This window comes from Pseudoalteromonas sp. NEC-BIFX-2020_002, from assembly GCF_013002825.1.
In the GTDB taxonomy this organism is placed as follows: Bacteria; Pseudomonadota; Gammaproteobacteria; order Enterobacterales; family Alteromonadaceae; genus Pseudoalteromonas; species Pseudoalteromonas neustonica.
On the sequence record NZ_JABEPJ010000002.1, the window covers coordinates 377,912 to 396,929 of the forward strand.

The 19,018-nt window shown below is 40.1% G+C and carries 16 protein-coding genes and 1 riboswitch; of the genes, 8 read left to right on the forward strand and 8 right to left on the reverse strand.

Features of this window, described 5'->3' with window-relative positions; all coding sequences use genetic code 11:
- Positions 1–107 precede the first annotated feature (107 nt).
- Complete coding sequence (locus HJP15_RS03925; RefSeq protein WP_170173139.1) at positions 108–1,304, forward strand: cyclic di-GMP phosphodiesterase; 1,197 nt, start codon at positions 108–110, stop codon at positions 1,302–1,304.
- Positions 1,305–1,461: 157 nt separating this feature from the next.
- Here HJP15_RS03925 and HJP15_RS03930 read toward each other — a convergent pair whose 3' ends face one another.
- Together HJP15_RS03930 and HJP15_RS03935 are read right to left on the reverse strand one after the other, a co-directional pair.
- Complete coding sequence (locus tag HJP15_RS03930) at positions 1,462–2,490, reverse strand: general secretion pathway protein GspB (protein WP_170173109.1); 1,029 nt, start codon at positions 2,488–2,490, stop codon at positions 1,462–1,464.
- Between the two features lie 12 nt (positions 2,491–2,502).
- The gene (locus HJP15_RS03935; RefSeq protein ID WP_054204309.1) at positions 2,503–3,420 is read right to left on the reverse strand and encodes an ExeA family protein; all 918 of its coding nucleotides are present in this window, start codon (positions 3,418–3,420) and stop codon (positions 2,503–2,505) included.
- A gap of 128 nt (positions 3,421–3,548) precedes the next feature.
- Between HJP15_RS03935 and HJP15_RS03940 the strand changes: the two genes are divergently transcribed.
- Complete coding sequence (locus HJP15_RS03940) at positions 3,549–4,658, forward strand: tRNA nucleotidyltransferase/poly(A) polymerase-related protein (protein WP_170173110.1); 1,110 nt, start codon at positions 3,549–3,551, stop codon at positions 4,656–4,658.
- Between the two features lie 6 nt (positions 4,659–4,664).
- Here HJP15_RS03940 and HJP15_RS03945 read toward each other — a convergent pair whose 3' ends face one another.
- The 4 genes from HJP15_RS03945 to HJP15_RS03960 form a co-directional block, all read right to left on the reverse strand.
- The gene (locus HJP15_RS03945; protein ID WP_054204311.1) at positions 4,665–5,174 is read right to left on the reverse strand and encodes an Lcl C-terminal domain-containing protein; all 510 of its coding nucleotides are present in this window, start codon (positions 5,172–5,174) and stop codon (positions 4,665–4,667) included.
- Complete coding sequence (locus HJP15_RS03950; protein WP_170173111.1) at positions 5,171–6,841, reverse strand: Lcl C-terminal domain-containing protein; 1,671 nt, start codon at positions 6,839–6,841, stop codon at positions 5,171–5,173. Before HJP15_RS03950 ends, HJP15_RS03945 begins: the two co-directional genes overlap by 4 nt.
- 96 nt (positions 6,842–6,937) lie before the next feature.
- Positions 6,938–7,270: a hypothetical protein gene (locus tag HJP15_RS03955; RefSeq protein WP_054204313.1), complete on the reverse strand. Its 333-nt coding sequence runs from the start codon at positions 7,268–7,270 to the stop codon at positions 6,938–6,940.
- Positions 7,271–7,282: 12 nt separating this feature from the next.
- Positions 7,283–8,014 (reverse strand): DUF2982 domain-containing protein, encoded by a 732-nt coding sequence (locus HJP15_RS03960; protein ID WP_170173112.1) that lies wholly within the window; start codon positions 8,012–8,014, stop codon positions 7,283–7,285.
- Between the two features lie 244 nt (positions 8,015–8,258).
- Here HJP15_RS03960 and HJP15_RS03965 point away from each other — a divergent pair, with 244 nt between their 5' ends.
- From HJP15_RS03965 to msrA, 3 genes are all read left to right on the forward strand, one after another.
- Positions 8,259–9,311, forward strand: a complete 1,053-nt coding sequence (locus tag HJP15_RS03965; RefSeq protein WP_170173113.1) for an efflux RND transporter periplasmic adaptor subunit — start codon at positions 8,259–8,261, stop codon at positions 9,309–9,311.
- Between the two features lie 3 nt (positions 9,312–9,314).
- Positions 9,315–12,413, forward strand: coding sequence for an efflux RND transporter permease subunit (locus HJP15_RS03970; protein WP_170173114.1), 3,099 nt, complete (start codon positions 9,315–9,317; stop codon positions 12,411–12,413).
- Positions 12,414–12,548: 135 nt separating this feature from the next.
- Positions 12,549–13,085 carry a peptide-methionine (S)-S-oxide reductase MsrA gene (gene msrA, locus HJP15_RS03975; RefSeq protein ID WP_054204317.1) on the forward strand — a complete coding sequence of 179 codons (537 nt, stop codon included), beginning with the start codon at positions 12,549–12,551 and terminating at the stop codon, positions 13,083–13,085.
- Between the two features lie 72 nt (positions 13,086–13,157).
- Here the strand turns inward: msrA and HJP15_RS03980 are convergent, their stop codons facing one another.
- Entirely contained in the window at positions 13,158–15,008 is a 1,851-nt protein-coding gene (locus tag HJP15_RS03980) for a TonB-dependent receptor domain-containing protein (RefSeq protein WP_170173115.1), read from the reverse strand.
- 34 nt (positions 15,009–15,042) lie between these two features.
- Positions 15,043–15,224, reverse strand: a riboswitch (cobalamin riboswitch).
- Between the two features lie 258 nt (positions 15,225–15,482).
- Here HJP15_RS03980 and HJP15_RS03985 point away from each other — a divergent pair.
- Entirely contained in the window at positions 15,483–17,033 is a 1,551-nt protein-coding gene (locus HJP15_RS03985) for a tryptophan halogenase family protein (protein ID WP_349304608.1), read from the forward strand.
- 81 nt (positions 17,034–17,114) lie between these two features.
- Here HJP15_RS03985 and HJP15_RS03990 read toward each other — a convergent pair whose 3' ends face one another.
- Entirely contained in the window at positions 17,115–17,597 is a 483-nt protein-coding gene (locus HJP15_RS03990; protein ID WP_054204320.1) for a YajQ family cyclic di-GMP-binding protein, read from the reverse strand.
- A 161-nt stretch (positions 17,598–17,758) separates the two neighbouring features.
- Here HJP15_RS03990 and HJP15_RS03995 point away from each other — a divergent pair, with 161 nt between their 5' ends.
- On the forward strand, positions 17,759–18,109 hold the full coding sequence (locus HJP15_RS03995) for a VanZ family protein (protein WP_054204321.1): 351 nt from the start codon (positions 17,759–17,761) through the stop codon (positions 18,107–18,109).
- Complete coding sequence (locus tag HJP15_RS04000; RefSeq protein ID WP_054455143.1) at positions 18,102–19,010, forward strand: ketopantoate reductase family protein; 909 nt, start codon at positions 18,102–18,104, stop codon at positions 19,008–19,010. Before HJP15_RS03995 ends, HJP15_RS04000 begins: the two co-directional genes overlap by 8 nt.
- Positions 19,011–19,018 lie beyond the last annotated feature (8 nt).

A 19,018-nucleotide genomic window follows, 5' to 3' on the forward strand; every position in this document is an offset into this window, starting at 1 on the left:
TAAGTACTAAAGGGCGCTAAATAGCGCCCTTTTTCATGTCTATTACTACAGTTATAAGCAAAAGTTTGCTAGGTTTAAAGAACAACCACTTTAACGAAGTAAATAATTTGAAGACCATCCCTATTAATCAACTTCTCCCTGGTATGTTTGTTCAGAACGTGACGAAACAAACTGGAAAAATTAAGATCAAAAACCAAGGTTGGGTTAAAACGCAAACAGGGATCGATAAACTTATTAAAGCCGGTATATTAGAGGTTGAAATTGATCCTGATAAAACCATCGTAGATCCGAGTACAGAGCATGCTTGTGATGAAATTATTGACGATACCCCCAAGCAACGTGATCCTTGGCTAACAGCTAATAGTGTCGAACAAGAAATGCATAAAGCCAATAGGCTTTATACAGAAGCAAAACAACTGCAAAGCAAAGCATTTACCGATATTAAAGCAGGTAATACAATTGATATTGCACCATTTAAAGAATTAGCGAACGGCTTTATAGATTCTGTATTTCGCAATCAAGATGCGCTTGCATGTATCACTCGTATGCGTGAAAAAGACACCTACCTATTAGAGCATTCAATCAATGTTTCTATTTTAATAAGTATTTTTGCCAAACACTTAGGCTTTGAAAAAGATCTCATCGAAGAGCTCGCTACAGGCGCTCTCCTACATGATATTGGAAAAATTCAGATCCCCGATGAAATTTTAAATAAGCCTGGTAAGCTAACCGAACAAGAATATAAAGTTATTCAAGATCATGCACTCTTTAGTAAGCAAATTTTAGAAAAAGCAGGACTAACCGGGATCGCTGTCGATATTGCAGGTTTTCATCATGAGCGTTTAGATGGCAGCGGTTACCCATTTGGTAAACCTGCGAATGAAATAAGCCAATACGTGCGTATGTCCTCTATTGTTGATGTATATGATGCACTTACAGCTGAGCGTGTGTACAAAGCAGGTATGGAGCCAATAAAAGCCTTTAAAATATTAAAAGACGGTTGCCCTGACAGTTTTGATGGCGAGTTACTCACTAAGTTTATTCAATGCATAGGTATTCATCCTGTTGGCACCTTAGTTAAACTATCGAGTCAAAAAGTGGGGTTGGTTACTAAAAGTAACCCTGCAAGCCCACTCAAACCTCAAGTAAAAACGTTTTATCATGCCAAACACGCACGCTATACTGAAGTGCAAGATATTGATCTTGCTCACAGTCGCAACCAAGATGCGTTAGAAGGTGCAGTCAAACCCGCAGATTTTAATATTGATTTAATTCGCTTTTTTAAACATTCAATTTTGCCTTAAGATCCATTGACCCGTCAGGATTAAAATTTGTTCAATCTAAGGGCGATTTAATCGCGGCGTGTAATTTGTAATCGAGTGGGCTAAGTAAAAGTCGAGCAAAGCTTCCATGTCCTGCTCACGTCTATACATCCATGTAGATACTCGGGAGTTAATCCCCCTACTGTGGCCAATCTTGCAGCGCCTTTAAGCTAAACTCATAATCATCAAAGCTCAATACGGTTTGCTCGGGGGTGATCTCTAAAATTCTAAAGTCGCCCATTCTATCGCCTTCATATAACTCACGGTTATTAAGTTTCACCCAACGTTTATCCGGTGATGATGAGTAGATATGCGCTTGATACTTAATCTGTGGTATTAAAGCCAATAAAGCATCGGGTAACAACTCTATCGGTTCTGCATAAGATGAATTTTTAGTCCCTTGCGTTATTTGATGAGTCTGCGTATTTTGCGTATCTTCAATGGCACGTGCAAATGCATTTTTAAGGGCTGTAGGTACAATCTCTAACTCTTCTTCGGTCACGGTAGCTACTGGTTTAGGTTTGGCCGGTGCTTGTTCGCCTAACGGCTTACCTAATACTTTGTATTTGCTCATATCGATACTGCTAGCGCTGGTATTTGGTGCTTGCTGTACTTGCATTACATTCGGGTTATATTGTTGCTGAGGTGGCGCGGTATAAACCTGCTGATAGCCATTCGGTGTTTGTACTAGCATTGGTTGACTTTGCGAATAAGTCGGCACTGTATTTACAGGTACTTGCACCCACTGGTATTGACCCGAGTTTTGTTGAGGTATTTGCTGATTAATTGGCTGAACTATCTGTGGTTGTGGCTGTGCTACAATTTGCGGCACAACCGCACTGACTGTTGGTTGCGCCGTAGTGTTATTAACGGGCACTTGATTCGTTATTTTTGGGACCGCATCGTTTTTCTTTTCTTCTTCTACGCCAACAGCAATAATTTTATCTGACGCTACGAGTGCATCACCTTGACTGTTCTGCAACCATTTACCAATTGAAAAGCCAGCCATGAGTGTCAATATAAAGCCGACTAGTAAACCCAATGAGATAGCAATGAAACGATAACGCTGTAACTCTTTTTGCTGTTTTTCTTGCTCAGCAGTGCGATCATGCGCTGCAGCTTCATCATGTTGTTGCGATTGTTTTAATGCATCTAATAAATACGACATAAATTACCACTACTAAAAAATAAACGACAAGCCAATACCCATACTAAGCACGACTAAAAAAGCCACAGGGAAAAGCCAATGGTAAGATGTTTTATCAGTCTTTAGTTCACTGCTTAACGTTGTTGGCGGCAAAGCCTCTTGTGCTGAACGCATCACGATATCGCTATCTATCATCATGAGTTGCTTAGAAAATGCGCCTACTAAACATCGCTCACACAATAAGTTAACTAACCGTGGAACGCCCATGGTCAGCAAGTATAATGCCTTTAATGCATCTTGAGTGAAAATTGTACGATCACAACCTGCAACGTAAAGTCGGTGTTTTACATAGGCAAATGTTTGCCCTTGCGTTAATGGCAGTAAATGATAGCGAGCCGTGATCCGCTGTGCCAATTGACGCAACTCATTACGTTTAAGTAAATCGTTTAATTCAGGCTGACCAATTAATACTATTTGTAATAATTTTTTATGGTTCGTTTCTATATTCGTTAACAAACGTAGCTGTTCTAATACATCGGGCGATAGCAGCTGTGCCTCATCAATGATTAAAATTGTATGGCCACCACTAGCATGATTTGCTTCTAAGTGTTTTTTAATTGCATCTGTTAACGTTTTTAGAGTCGCATTTTGCTCATCATAACCAATACTAAATCCATCACAAATACTGGCTAATAACTCTAATTCAGAAAGTGCGGGATTATAAATTAATGCCACTTGGGTATTTTCAGGCAACTGATCTTGCAAGCTTCGCGTTAGCGTAGTTTTACCCGTACCCACTTCGCCAGTTAATAAAACGAACCCTCCCGCTTCGCCTAACCCATAGGTCAAATGCGCTAAAGCTTCTTTATGGCGTTCACTTAAAAATAAGTACTGTGGATTCGGCGCGATTGAAAACGGTTTTTCTGACAAGCCAAAATAGCTTAAATACACCCTAAATATCCTTGCTTAGTAAATCAGCGTCTATAATGGCAAAAAAATGCGCTAAGTGAAAACCTTGTTAGCATTTTATTCGTGAAATAACGTAAAATAACCTGCACAGTTAATACTTAGGGTGAAATATGCAAGTTTATTTGGTCGGTGGAGCAGTTCGTGATGAACTATTAGGGCGGGTCATCAAGGAATGTGACTATGTAATCGTCGGTGCAACTTCGGAGCAACTACTCAAGCAAGGCTATCAACAGGTCGGTAAAGATTTTCCTGTTTTTTTGCACCCACAAACCAAAGACGAATACGCGCTCGCCCGCACAGAGCGTAAACAAGGAAAAGGGTACACAGGTTTTGTATGTGAGTTTTCTCCCGATGTAACCCTTGAAGATGACTTGCGCCGTAGAGATTTAACTGTAAATGCAATTGCAAAAGCAGAAGATGGTAGCTTAATAGACCCTTATCACGGAAAACGAGATTTAGATGCTCGTATTTTACGTCATGTTTCACAAGCATTTAGTGAAGATCCGCTACGTATACTTCGCATCGCTCGCTTTGCTGCGCGTTATCACTATCTTGGTTTTACAATTGCAAAAGAGACACAAAGCTTATTAAAGGCAATGGTCGAACGCGGTGAATTAAATACTCTAACACCTGAACGCATTTGGCTAGAATGCGAAAAGTCATTGACCGATGGTGCTTTTGATCATTTTTTAAATACGCTGGCACATCTCAACGCGCTTAGTGTGATTAGCCCCGCTTTAGCAAATATATGGAATGATCAGCTATTCCAAAAGCTGCAAGCACGCTTTGAGTATGCTAAAAAATATAATATTACCGACAATGCGCTGCTATTTAGCCAAACCACGAGCAAACTCAATAGCGATGAAATAAGCGCAATCGCTAAAGCAATTAGGTTACCTAATGATGTACGTGATCTTGCCCTGCATGCCTCGCAGCATCAAGATGTTTTAACAAGCGCTACAATACACCCTGAACAGCTTTTATTTAGCTGTAATAAGCTTGATTTATGGCGACGTCCTGAACGCTTTAGTGCCGTACTTAAGGCCATAGAGATAGCTAATTGTTCAGTAATTAAAAATCAGCAATTACTGCTTCAAGCCAGCAAAGAAGCAAGAGCAATCAACCCAAAGCAATTTATTGACCAAGGCATTAAAGGCGCAGATATAAAAACCGCGCTAGAACATGCGCGGTTAGAAGTATTTAAACGTTACTTTCGTTAAAGATATTTATTTTTCATAACGAACAAAGCGCAAATAAACATTAGAAGTTTTTGCATGTAGGCTGTTAAGCCCTTTATCAAATTGATACACCCATGCAAATGTTTTATCAGCTATCCCCGACGTATTAGTCCAGTAGTTTTCACTTTTATTGCCTTTGAAAACGCTCTCATTAATACTAGGGGTAACGCAGCGGTGCTCTAATATACTAGCGAGTTCTTTAATACTTGGTACTTGCCAATCGCTATAATTACCGGTGCGATCATTTACAGCTCCCCGTAATGCTTCTTGCCAAGTAATTTTTAGTGCATTATTCTCACATAAACCACTATCACTATTATAAGTTTGTCCATAACTACAGCTTTGCCACATTAATCCTGTAACGCTGTCACTTATCGTACCATCCGTATTAACTGTAAAACGCTCTGTGGGTGTTGTTTCTGGGATACCATCATAACAAGATTGCGCAACGGCCATTACAGGGCTCAAGAGTAAAAGACTGATTAAGGCTATTTTCATTGTGATTCTCCTGCTGTTCTTACTAAGCGGACAAATGCAGTATTATTTTTTGGATACGCCAAGTCATTACCATCATTCATATCAATAATATAAGCCTGCGATAAACTGGTGCCATCAGCAGCTGTTTGCGCACTCCAATAGCGTAAATGAGTGAGTAAACTGACACTTGGTGTATTAGGGAAAAAATCACTATCAATAAGCACAGATTGCCCCTGTTTTGAGTAATCTAACAAACTCAATAACTCCGGGTAAGTTGGTACACGCCAGTTTGTTCCGCCACAGTAATCTAGGCTATTAACGGCATCAACATAAGCTTGTAGGCCACAATGAGATATTGTTGAACACGTATCTGAAGAGCCCGCCACACTGCCCTGCTGTATGCCATTACTGCTTGTTAAATACCACGTGTAGTGATTTTGCCCTTCTCGAAGTTGTGTACTACTTGGCAGTGTGCCTGTGTTAGGGCTTTTCACTTCCCAAATTAAGCCACTAACATTATCGCGAATACAGCTAAAGTCCGCTGCATCGTCAGCAATTTCATCGGCGAATTCATTGAGTTTGGTGAAATCAAATGCCAGCTCGCCTTTGCCAACTTTATCTATATGCGTACCCACAACACTATCGCGTCCTAACGCGGCGTCTTGGCGTGGAAAGTCAGGACTAGTACACGCTATTTCTTGGGTATTATTAAAGCATTTTGCCATACCAGTATCATTGATCAAGCCCAGTGGTTTTGAGTTCACAACAACATCAACGGTATCACTATCCGAACGTCCTTGACTGTCTGTAACCGTCACTTCAAATGTCATGGTATTAACTGCATCGGTTGTCGGGGCTATAAACGAAGTTATACATTGATCTTGGTTATCTAATGAAACGCTTCCAACGGTTTGCTCCCACTGACAATTAAATGTTGTGGTCACTACTTCGCTATTCGTTGCATTTAACGTTACTTTTTCAAGCTCAATAACACTTTGATCTTCACCCGCTTTAGCTATCACCACATTATTTGTTTTATTAAGTATATGAGTATGCTGCGTACTTGCCTCACCGCCTTCATCATCAACAACGGTCAACTGCCATATTACCGTGGTGTTTTTATCCAACAACGGATGAGTAAAGCTAATAGTTTGGCTTTTATAATCACTGATTTCGAGTGTTGGACCTGCAATTTTTTGCCAGTTGTAGCTACTAATACTGCCATTTTCATCTGGATCGATTGATGTAGCTGCACTTAAAGTAATTGTATCTTGATAAACTGACGGCAGTATTGTGGGTGCAGTTTGGGTTACGACTGCTTGAGGAAGTTGGTTATTCGACTGAATACTAATCAGCACATCATCGCTGACTAACTTACCATCTGGACTTTGATAGTTAACACGCAGCACAAGCTCACTGTCGACTTTAATGTCAGGGGCAAGTACGGTTTGAGAAGCGCCTTCTAAAGGAAAACCTTCAACTATTGGACCACTCACTCTTTGCCACGTGTATGTACCGTCAACAGGAGAGCCTTTCGCTTCGATTGTAAATTCGCTTTTTTCGATAATTTGTTGATCAACACCTGCATTCACTGATGCAGCAATAACGGGGTTATCATTACCTCCTCCGCCTCCACCACACGCTGTCAATAAACCTAAAAGTGAACAAACCATTAAAGGGGATTTCATACACTGCGTCCTCATCTTAACCAAATAAATTCCGTAGTATTAAAATCTACGCTAATTTATATATTAAGCAACTACAGTGCCAGTAAGAAGTAAATACTATAAATAACTATCTTGATGAATACGAACAAACAGTTTAGTACCGATTTTACTATAATCTACTTTGTATTCACGCCCATCCAATGCCTGAATGAACAATAAACGTTTTTCTTCACCAAACACATCAGCACTGCCAATATAAACCATGTCTAAGTAACGCTCTTTTGCCTCACGGCGATTTTTTGGCAGATCTTCTTTAAATGGCTCTAAACCGTTTTGAGTAACTTTTATTTTAGGGTGAGTTTCAGAGTTCACGATAACTAAATCGAGTTTTTTCTCTTTGTGGATTATTGTATTTCGGCCACTTTTAATAAAAGATCTATCTTGACTCATCGCTTCATCCTACTAACATCTATTTTGGCTTTTCGCCTTTAATTGGGACTCAATAAATACCCTAGGGTTTCTTTTCCAGGTATTTAAACTTTGGCAGAAATCCCAGATATTTCTGTCTAATACACTCGCGGGCAACAATAAATCATACCCTGTAAGTTGCTCTAAATGTCGCATTCTATTTGCGAACATTGCGATTAATCCATTAAAGTTGCGACCATTGGTAGAGGTATAAAAATTATCTTCACTTAACCATTCTGATGGGCAATTGCCATTTTTGCAATGTTTTTGGACTGCCTGCATAAAAAGATGGCGCTGCTCAATTAATAATTTACCAGCAATTCTTGGAGATAGCTGCAATAAAAATTCATCTGTATCGTTAAGTTTAATACCTACAGCATTTAACTCAAGTTTTTCCAATGTTTGGTCGGTTTTAGGTATACCCGCATGATTAAAATTAGCATGCGTTAAAGCCCAATACCCGTATTTATGTTCATACCTAAGATACTGTTCTGCCATTATTAAACTATAAAAAGGTTCTTGGGTTTTCAAAAAACCAACAAACACAGCGGCAATCGACATACTTATTAAAAATATTTCGACGATACTAATCTCACCTGGGCGCAGTAAGTTAAAAAGCATAATAAATATTACACCAAAAGCACCAACCAGCAAAATTTCTATGCCATGACAAGCACCTTGAGCCCGTAGCTTTAAAACCCCAGGGTCAGACTTAAGTTTAGCCATAACGATAAAAAACCATGTAAAAAACAAACATAATAATTGCCCAAAGTACTATTTTTCGCATTTTCAAGCAACGACGACAGGTAGTAGAAAACTTCATAACACTCTCTTTTAAAATAAAAAACAGGTACAAATAGGTAATTAATTTTATTTTTACGCCTAATGCACAAATTTACGAGATACGTGACAGCTCTTTGTCGCCGTTATTTCGTACACTACATACAATTAATTTTTTGGTATTACTAAGATGTACTCAAAGCAATCAGGCAAGGCGCTATTTCCATTTATTATTACCCTACTTATTGGGTTATCGGTTTATCTTTATTTACCCAGCAGCCAAGGTAAGCAATCTGGGTTTACAAACTCGGCAACACAAGTAACGGCTCACGCAGTCGCAAGTGAAGAAAATGCGATTCTTATTGAGGCTATCGGCAGTGCACGCGCTAATCAAGCAATTTATATAAAAAGCGCACAAAATGATTACATTACTCACATCTACTTTAAAGATGGTGATCTAGTTAATAAAGGCCAAAAGCTCGCTCAGTTACAATCACAACAAGAAGAGCTAACGGTTAAAGAGCTAGCTATTAATCTACGAGAAGAAAAGCGCCAACTCCAACGTTTAACGGAACTTTCCCGCTCACAAGCTACGGCAAAATCACTGTTAGAAGAACAGTTATCACGCGTTGATGCTACCGAAGCGAAATTAGATAATGCCAAAACAAAATTAGCAGAAATGACAATTACAGCCCCGTTTGCTGGTGTGTTAGGTAAACGTCAAATATCTGTCGGTGCATACGTTAATAACAGTACCGCCATTACCACCTTAGATGATATCAGCATCATTAAAGTTGATTTCAAAGTACCAGAAAAATACTTAGCTCAATTACAGCTTGGTATGAAAGTTATGACACAGAATGACGCTTACCCAGGCACAACCTTTACAGGAAAAGTAACGCATGTAAGCTCTCGTATCGATGCCGTAACTCGCAGTGTTGAAGTAACAGCCAGTTTTGCCAATAACAATACTTTATTACGCCCTGGTATGCTGCTTAATACCGCACTAGAGCTTAGTTCAAATCAAGCAATAATGGTGCCCGAAAAAGCGATTATTCCGCAACAAGACAAACATTATGTTTTTCAGATAACGGATGGTGTCGCAACTAAAGTTGAGGTGCATGTAACAGGTCGTCATAATGGCTGGGTTGCAATTGATGAAGGAATTAGTGCAGGCCAGCTTGTTGTGACTGAAGGAATTATTAAAATTCGTTCAGGCAGTAAAGTTACAGTGAAGGGGTGATCTGTGAAAATTACTGATACAAGTGTTAAACGCCCTGTCTTCGCGATTGTTATCAACTTATTGTTACTCACATTTGGTTTAGTGGCATTTTCGATGCTGCCACTGCGTGAATACCCTGATATTGAATCACCTATTGTTAGCGTAAGCACACAATATTCTGGTGCATCGGCTGAGATCATCGAGACCAAAATAACGCAAGTACTTGAAAATCGTATTTCAGGTATTGAAGGCATTAAAAGTATTAACTCTTCAAGTCGTAATGGGCGCTCAAATATTACTATTGAGTTTAATATTGACCGCGATATTGATGCCGCATCAAACGACGTACGTGAGCGAGTAGCACGTGCACTTGATAGTCTTCCAGAGCAAGTGCGCCCACCTGAAGTGTCTAAATCTAACAGTGATGAAAGCCCTATTGCTTGGTTTGTACTTAATAGTACCACTATGGATTCATTGCAGCTTTCTGACTACGCCCAGCGCTTTATTGTTGACCGTTTAGCCGTCGTTGATGGCGTGTCTAATGTACGTGTTGGCGGCGAGCGTAAATATGCGATGAAGGTATGGCTTAATCGTCAAGCCATGGCAGCACGTGGTATTACCAGCGTTGATATTGAAAATACGCTACGTACTGAAAATGTTGAATTGCCTGCGGGTGAAATTGAATCCATTGACCGTGACTTTACTGTGCGAACGGCTCGCAGCTATAAAGATCAGCGCGACTTTCAAAACCTTGTCATAAAACGCGGTGAGGACGGTTACCTTGTGCGTTTAGGTGAAGTCGCTGATGTGCACCTAGAAGCTGCTGACGATGAAAGTTTATTTCGCGGTAATGGCCGCAACATGATTGGTCTTGGTATTGTAAAACAAGCTAAAGCAAATACACTGACCGTTGTTGATAATGCCCGTGCCGAACTTGAAAAAATCAAACGCAACCTCCCTGAAGGTACAACAATTGAAGACAGTTACGACTCATCTATTTTCATCAATGAATCGATTAACGAAGTATACAGTACGCTCGCTATTTCAATGGGCTTAGTCGTATTAGTGATCTACATCTTTTTAGGTAATATTCGTGCAACACTTATTCCTGCCGTAACAGTACCGGTGGCATTAGTGGGTAGTTTTATGTTTTTACTGGCGATGGGCTACTCTATCAACTTATTAACTCTACTCGCATTAGTGCTGGCCATTGGCTTGGTGGTTGATGATGCGATTGTGATGCTTGAAAATATTCACCGCCGTATCGAGCTAGGTGAACCACCGTTATTAGCCTCCTATCGTGGCGCGCGTGAAGTTGGCTTTGCCATAATCGCAACCACATTAGTGCTTATATCGGTATTTGTGCCACTGGTGTTTATGGATGGCCGTATTGGCGCGCTGTTTACTGAATTTGCTATGGCTGTCAGTGCTGCGGTATTTTTCTCTAGCGTAACAGCCTTAACACTCTCCCCTGCATTATGCTCTAAAATATTAAAGCACTCAGAAAAACCAAGTAAATTTAGCCAAGGCATGGATCGCCTATTTAGCAAAATAGAACGCAGCTATCAAAACGCTTTACGCTCTAATATGACTCGCTCTGGCGGGTTAGCATTAACTTTATTACTTGCCGGTTTTGTTAGTTATTCATTATTCCAACAGATCCCATCTGAGCTAACACCAAAAGAAGATCGCGGAACTTTCTTTATCATGATGAGTGGCCCTGAAGGCGCAAGCTACGAAAATAATGCCGCCAACATGGCAAAAATTGAAGAACGCTTAATGCCTTACTCAGAGTCAGGCGAGTTAAGTCGTGTGCTTGTCCGTGTCCCTGGTTGGGGTGGTAGTGGCGGTGTTGCCATCATCGGCATGGCTGACTGGGATGAACGAAAACGCTCAACGTGGGAAGTCATGGATGAGATAAGCGGTAAAATGCGCGAGGTCACTGACGTGCGCGCTTTTGCAATTATGCGCCGCGGTATTGGCGGAGGTGGCTCATCACGCCCTATTGAGTTTGTACTCCAAGGCAATGATTATGATCAACTGGCCGATTGGCGTGATCGCATTATTAAACGCGCTGAGGAAAACCCAGGCTTAGTAAGAATCGATCATGATTACAAAGAAACATTCCCACAATTTTTAGTTAGCATTGATAAAAATAAAGCGGCTGATTTAGGTGTGTCGGTCTCTGATGTGGGCCGTACGCTTGAGACCATGTTGGGGCAGCGTCGCGTTACCACGTTTATTGACCGTGGTGAAGAATACGATGTGATTTTAAAAGGAACTAAAGCAGACTTTAAAGATCCTACCGACATAGCCAATATTTACTTAAAATCACGCAGTGGTGAACTGGTCCCGCTTGATAGCTTAATAAGCCTTAAAGAAGAAGCCACCGCGTCGCGTTTAAATCGCTTTAATCGTATGCGTGCCATCACGCTCAGTGCCAACCTCGCGGATGGCTACACACTAGAAGAAGCACTTAACTTTCTAAACAAAGTGGCGATGGAAGAAAATGACATTGATGGTGCCGTTGATTACAAAGGCGAGTCGCAGCTTTATTACGAAGGCGCATCAGCAATGACCTATGTTTTCATTCTAGCGCTGACTGTAACCTTCTTGGTATTAGCAGCTCAGTTTGAAAGTTTTATGCATCCTTTTGTTATTATGCTAACCGTACCTTTAGGATTAATGGGCGCGATGTTTGGTTTATGGGCAACAGGGCTTACTTTAAATATTTACAGCCAAATAGGCATTGTAATGTTGATTGGTCTCAGTGCTAAAAATGGTATTTTGATCGTTGAGTTTACGAACCAGCTACGTGACAAAGGCGTAGAATTTAGTGAAGCAATTATACAAGCTGCCAGCCAACGTTTACGCCCTATAATTATGACCTCACTAACGACCGTTATGAGTGCCGTACCACTAGTGCTTGCATCAGGCCCCGGCGCAGAAAGTCGTATGGTTATTGGTGTTGTTGTATTTACGGGAGTTATAGTCGCGACAATACTCACGCTATTCGTCGTTCCTGCGGCCTATTATGCACTGGCTCGTAACACGCAATCACCAGAGTTTTTACAACAAAAAATCAATCAACAAGCAGCTGAAAAGCCTCTTAAAGAGCTTTAATATTAAAATAGCGTTGCGTCTGCTAGTCGCAACGCTATTTTTGCGTCACAGATTCGATGAAATAAAAGCCCAGCTTACTCGTTCTTCTGATACGCTAGATAACCTGCGTCAGTTAATAATTTTGAGGAGCAAATAATGAGTACAACAAATCAAACCGCAACATTTGGTGGTGGCTGTTTTTGGTGTATCGATGCTGCATTTAGACGAGTTCAAGGCGTTTTAAATGTAAGCTCAGGCTACACGGGGGGCGATACGACGGATCCTAGCTACAAACAAATATGCACGGGATTGAGCGGTCATGCTGAAGTCGTACAGATTGAATTTGATAGCACTGTAGTAAGCTTTGAAACCTTATTAGCAATGTTTTTTACGTTACATGATGCAACTCAACTAAACCGCCAAGGTAACGATATAGGCACGCAGTACCGCAGTGTTGTGTATTATCATGATAATGAGCAGCAAGCGCAGACAAATGCATACATTGCAAAATTGCAAAGCCAAATACGTGAGGACATAGTGACAGAAGTAAGCCCTGCTGTTACTTATTATCCTGCAGAGCAGTATCACCAAGATTACTACAGCGAAAATCCAGAGCAACGCTATTGCAGCTTGCTTATTGCACCTAAACTGAAAAAGTTTGAGCAAGACTATAAAAAATACCTAGTTAGTTAACCGCATTTTTATACACAAAAAAAGCCCGACACAGTAACGTATCGGGCTTGTATATTTATGCTTCAAACTTGATTAAAACTGGTAACTTGCACCAATAAAGAATTGTCGCCCTGCGCTGTTATAACCTAATAATTGACCGTTTTCAGCAGTACCAGTTCCTGCAGTAAAATACGCTTTGTCTGTTATATTCTCAATGCGAACTTGGAAAGATAACTCATCTAACAACTGATAATTTGCAGCGATATTAAACACAGTAAATGCTGGTAACTCAGTCGCTAAAAATGAAGCTGAAGGACGTGATGAACGATACTGCATTGCTATATTAGCATCAAAATTACCCCAATTTTTACCTAGCGTATAATTAAATGTTTCCGAAGGTCTACGCGGTAAATCTTTATTAGTTGTTTCGTCTTTCGCATCTAAAAAGCTCAAGTTAACGTTATGTTGAAAACCTAACCCTTCAAAATCAGCCGACAGTTCAACACCTTGCATTGATACTCTATCAATATTAGTGGCAACATATTTACCACTAAGCTCAGGGTGTTGTATATTGCTGATTAAATTCGTAATCTTATTATTGAAGATGGCAATATCGTAACGACCCCACTTGGTTTCTAACGTAACTCCAAGCTCATTATTAACGGCTTCTTCAGGTTTAATGTTTTTATTCTGTACGTACCATTGGCTCTCGGTTACAAATGCGTTGATTAATGACGGTGCTCTAAATGCAGTGCCGTGATTAAAACGAACGGTTACAGACTTATTTGCTCTGTAGCCAATACCTGTAGTGTAGGTATTAGCACGTCCATGAAAATCATAATCATCTGTTCTAACTACAGCATTACCTAGCCATGTATCATTGTCGTAAAATACACCCACAAACAACGCTCCATTATCGCGTTTTTCTTTAGATGATGTAGCTGACGATTCCGATAAATCTTCATTTAAGTAGTTAAAACCCCCCGTCACATCTAACTCTTCAGTTACGGTGTAGAGTCCACTGTATTCAAATTCAATACGTTCAGTGCTATAAATTTGCTGAACATCTGTGCCCGTTTGGATATTTTCTTCTTGTGATAAGCTCACAGATGCACTTTGCGTGTAGGTAGCTGAACTTTTTTTCCAACCTAATTTAGCTATATAGTTTTCAAAATCGTATGCATCATTTCCCCGCGCGCTATCATATTCCCCTTGGCCTTCGCTATATTGGCTAAGTGCACTAAATTCACCTACATTATCGGTTTTATATGCTAGGTTAAAGCCAATGTTTTTATTCGTGTAACCGTCATCATCATGGTCTTTAGTGACGGGCTTTGATGGGTCTTTACCCGTTACATCGTAACCATCCGTATCTTCATAACCTAAGTTATAATTAAAAGTGATAGCATCTTTTACAAGCCCACCCGCCACTTGATAGTTAGAGTAACTATCACTACCTAGAGTCGCTGATACGGTATTATTGCTTGCTTGGCGAGTAATAATATTAATTACACCAGCCATTGCATCAGAGCCATAAATTGCAGCCCTTGCGCCTTTTACAATCTCAACTCGCTCGATACTATTAACGGGTATATTCGTTAATGATACGCTGCCCGAGCTGCCGTCACTAATTCGTACACCATTGACTAAAATCAAAGCATGCTTTGCACTTGCACCACGTACAAACACATCCGCTTTTTGGCCAAAACCACCATTACGAACAACATCTAATCCAGCAATTGTGTTTAATATTGATGGTAAATCTCTGTAATTAGCTTGCTCTATATCACTTCGCTCGATAACGGCAACGCTTGCTAGTACATCAGTGATTGATTGCTCAAATTTATTCGCTGTAACGGTAATGCGTTCGATTGATTGTTCTGCTGAGGCAGAAAAAGATAATGCAGCAGCAATTGCTACACCTAAAGTAGATTTGATTAACATGACATCCCCTGACCTGCGCCCGCCGCACAAGTTATTTTAAGTTTACTTCAAGGCCGGTCTCCGGACTCTGTGCTGTGCACATTACCGTTGCGGGGGCAGTGTTGGGGTTGTGATCATCATGAACACGCACCAACTTCCCGATTATCTTGCTGTTAGTTTCAATTCTTTGAAATATCTACTGAGAGGGTAAGCAAGCACCTTGAAAATAGGCCGCTATTGTGATTATTTTAGAGATGAAAGTCAATGGACGTCTATATAGCTAAACTGGCTTTATCAAGGTCTACATGTACAACTTACAGCCAAAGACTGAGAAAGCCTGAAAAATTTCATCCTACCTATTGGGTATTAAAAAAGGTAAATTAATCAAGTAACCTCATTCAAAGCTGATAATTTTATTTATCGTTGTGATAGTACATATCCAAAAATAACTAAGCCATTGTTTAAGTTGAGTAATTAAAGTTGGAGTAAATAAAAGTGGAACAAATTAAACAAGTTATCATTGTTGGCGGCGGCACTGCTGGTTGGCTAACTGCTAATCACCTCGCTAAAACGCTTAACTGCACCAACCCATTAAGCGTACAAATTACACTTATTGAATCAAAAAATATTCCAACAATTGGTGTAGGTGAAGGAACAGTGCCTGTTATGTGTCAAACATTAGCGCATTTTGGCATCAGCGAAACAGATTTTATCCGTCAGTGTGATGCTACCTTCAAACACAGCATTAAGTTTATTGATTGGTTAGATAACCCTACCGATAACAAAAAAGAAAATTACTTTCACCATTTATTCAACTATCCAAATATTGAAGAGCTCGATCTGACTCCGTATTGGCTGCTTAATAAAAATAACACCAGCTATGCCAATAGCGTATCAACTCAAGGCTATATGTGCGATCAAGGGCTTGGTCCTAAAAATATGACTCATCGTGAATTTGAAGGGATGGCAAGTTATGCGTATCACCTTGATGCGGCTAAGTTTTCAGCGCTACTCACTGACAACGCTGTCAACAAGCTAGGCGTTAAACATATTCTAACCGATGTATTAGATGCAAAACTCAATGTTGCAGGTGATATTGAAAGTTTACAAACAAAGTGTGCTGGCACGGTCTCTGGCGATATTTTTATTGATTGCACAGGCTTTGCCGCTAAATTGCTTGGCGATAAACTTAAAGTCCCTTTTATTGACCAGAGCCATATTTTATTTGCCGATACAGCCCTTGCAATTCAAGTACCTTATCAAAATCCAGATGATCCTATTAACCCCTACACTAACGCCACGGCAAAAGAGGCTGGATGGATTTGGGATATTGGCTTATCTAGCCGCCGCGGTATTGGCCATGTTTATTCAAGCAATCACACCAGTGATGACCAAGCAGAGCAAACACTACGTGACTATATCGGCCCACAGGCAGATGATTTAACCGCCCGTAAAATTGCCATGCAAGTAGGCTATCGTAAAACTCCATGGAAAAATAATTGTATCGCCATTGGTTTATCACAAGGTTTTGTTGAGCCATTAGAAGCAACAGGGTTATTAGTGTTTGATATTACGGCGCGGATGCTGGCGCAGAATTTCCCAGCAACGCGTAAAGCAATTCCCGCGATAAGCGAGCGCTTTAATGACAATATTACTGGGCTTTGGCAAAAAGTAATTGATTTTATTAAGCTGCATTATTGTATTTCACGTCGTGACGACAGCCAGTTTTGGCTAGATAACCGAGCATCAAGCTCAATTAGCGATTCGCTGCAAAGTAATTTAGCCTTATGGCGTGACACTGTGCCAAACAAATATAACTTCACCAGTGCATTAGAAGGCTTTAACTTAGAAAATTACTTGTATGTGTTGTACGGTATGGAGTTTCCCACCAACTTACAACCCATAGCCACACGTTTTGAAGCGCACCAACAGGCAGCATTCAGCATGGAGCAAATAGCGCAAGCCGCCAATTACTGTCAGCAACAGCTTATCCCGCATAGAGAGTTAATTGAAAAAATAAAGCGCTATGGTTTAACAAAGATATAGCTAAACCGTAAGCCAAACTAAAAGCCAAACAACATCAATGTTATTTGGCTTTTTAAATACGCCCTAGCATCTCACTAGCTTTTAATCGCGAAAGTTTTTAAACTGGAACGGTTGACCAAGATCGGCAGCACGAACTACTTGCATTGCTTCTTGTAGGTCATCACGCTTTTTACCCGTAACGCGTACTTCTTCACCTTGAATAGCAGCTTGTACTTTTACTTTTGAGTCTTTAATCGCTTTAACTACTTTTTTAGCCATATCTTTTTCAATGCCTTGCTTAAGCGCAACATTACGAAATACATTTTTACCCGCACGGCTAATATCTTGTAGCTCTAGGCTTGAAACGTCCATGCCACGCTTTGAAATTTTATTAGCTAAAATATCAAACAACTGCATTACTTGTGAGTCGGCTTCAGCTTTTAGTTTGATTGTTTTATCATTAAGCTCAATAGACGCATCTACGCCTCTAAAGTCAAAGCGTGTTTCTAATTCGCGGTTAGCGTTATCAACGGCGTTTTTTGCTTCGTTCATTTCTACTTCAGAAACGATATCAAATGAAGGCATGTGTCTCTCCTAACAAAATGTTTTTAATTTAAATTTGGATTTGACGACAATTATACCGTCTATTTCATAAATCTTTACATTTTTCTGCGCTTTGTTCAGGTGCGATACTAAATATGTTTGATATACTGCGGCTCTATTTTTAAGCTATTTTAGGATTAACTGTGACTCGGCGTGTATACCAAGCCCTATTTTTAATCAGTATAGTGGCCTTTACATTTTTATTTGCTAAAGAAGTTAAAGGTGCTGCTAATCTATTTCCACATGTTGATAAAGTGGCTCATTTTGGCATTTTTTTCATACTCGCAGTTGTCATGGATAAAGCTTTTAAAATTCCTTTGCTCTTACAAATATTTTTACTTGCTGGGTATGGCGCAGCTATTGAAGTTATGCAAGGAATGCTACCTTATCGCCAAGCTTCAGTTGCCGACTTTATTGCCGACTTTGCAGGCGCAGCAAGTTATTTTACGATTAAATTGATATTTCACATTGGTAAAAAACCCAACCATGGCTAATATCGTAATTATCGGTGATGGCGCTATAGGGCTGTTATATAGCCACTTTTTAAGTGCAAATAATCAGATCACATTAATAACGAGAAGTGGGGATTGCAAAAGCAATTACTACTACCAATATAATGAGCAGCAACAGGTAATTTCGGCAACGGTATTAAATACAACACAGTTAAATCGATTAAAAACCAAGGCGCTCGACACGGTTATATTTGCAGTAAAAGCATACCAAGTAAATGACGCTTTCTCACTTGTAAAACCCTACTTAAGCGATAACTGCAATATTGTGTTATCACATAATGGGCTCAGTGATTTAGACCCTTTATTGTGCCAATTACAAAGCCAACAAGGCTTATACTTTTTAACCACGCGTTTGGCGGGCTTTAAAGTAACGCCAATAAAGGTTGCGCACACGGGTTACGGGGAGAGTATTTTAGGCAGCTGTAATGCAATTGCAGCAACACGCTATAAAGCGGTATTATCACAATTAAATAATTTACCTAATATTCGTTTTAGTGAGCATATCAACCAACTTCGTTGGCAAAAGTTATTAATAAATATTGCCATCAATCCGCTTTCCGCACTTTATAACGTAAAAAATGGTGCCCTTAGAGCCCCCATATTTAGCCGTAAAATCTTAAATACAGTAAATGAAGCATGTCACGTTGCCAAAAAAATGGGCGTTAATGTAACTCTTGCTGACGTGCTTGCAACGGCTTATCAAGTGATGAGTGATACACAAAATAACTTTTCATCAATGCAGCAGGATGTTGCCCATAGTCGAGTAACAGAAATCGATGCTATGTGTGGCTATATTTGCCAGCAGGCTAAAATACTCGATATAAACACCCCACATAATCAATCTCTTCTTGATGCCATCAGGCATAAAAAAAGCGCGATTTAAATCGCGCT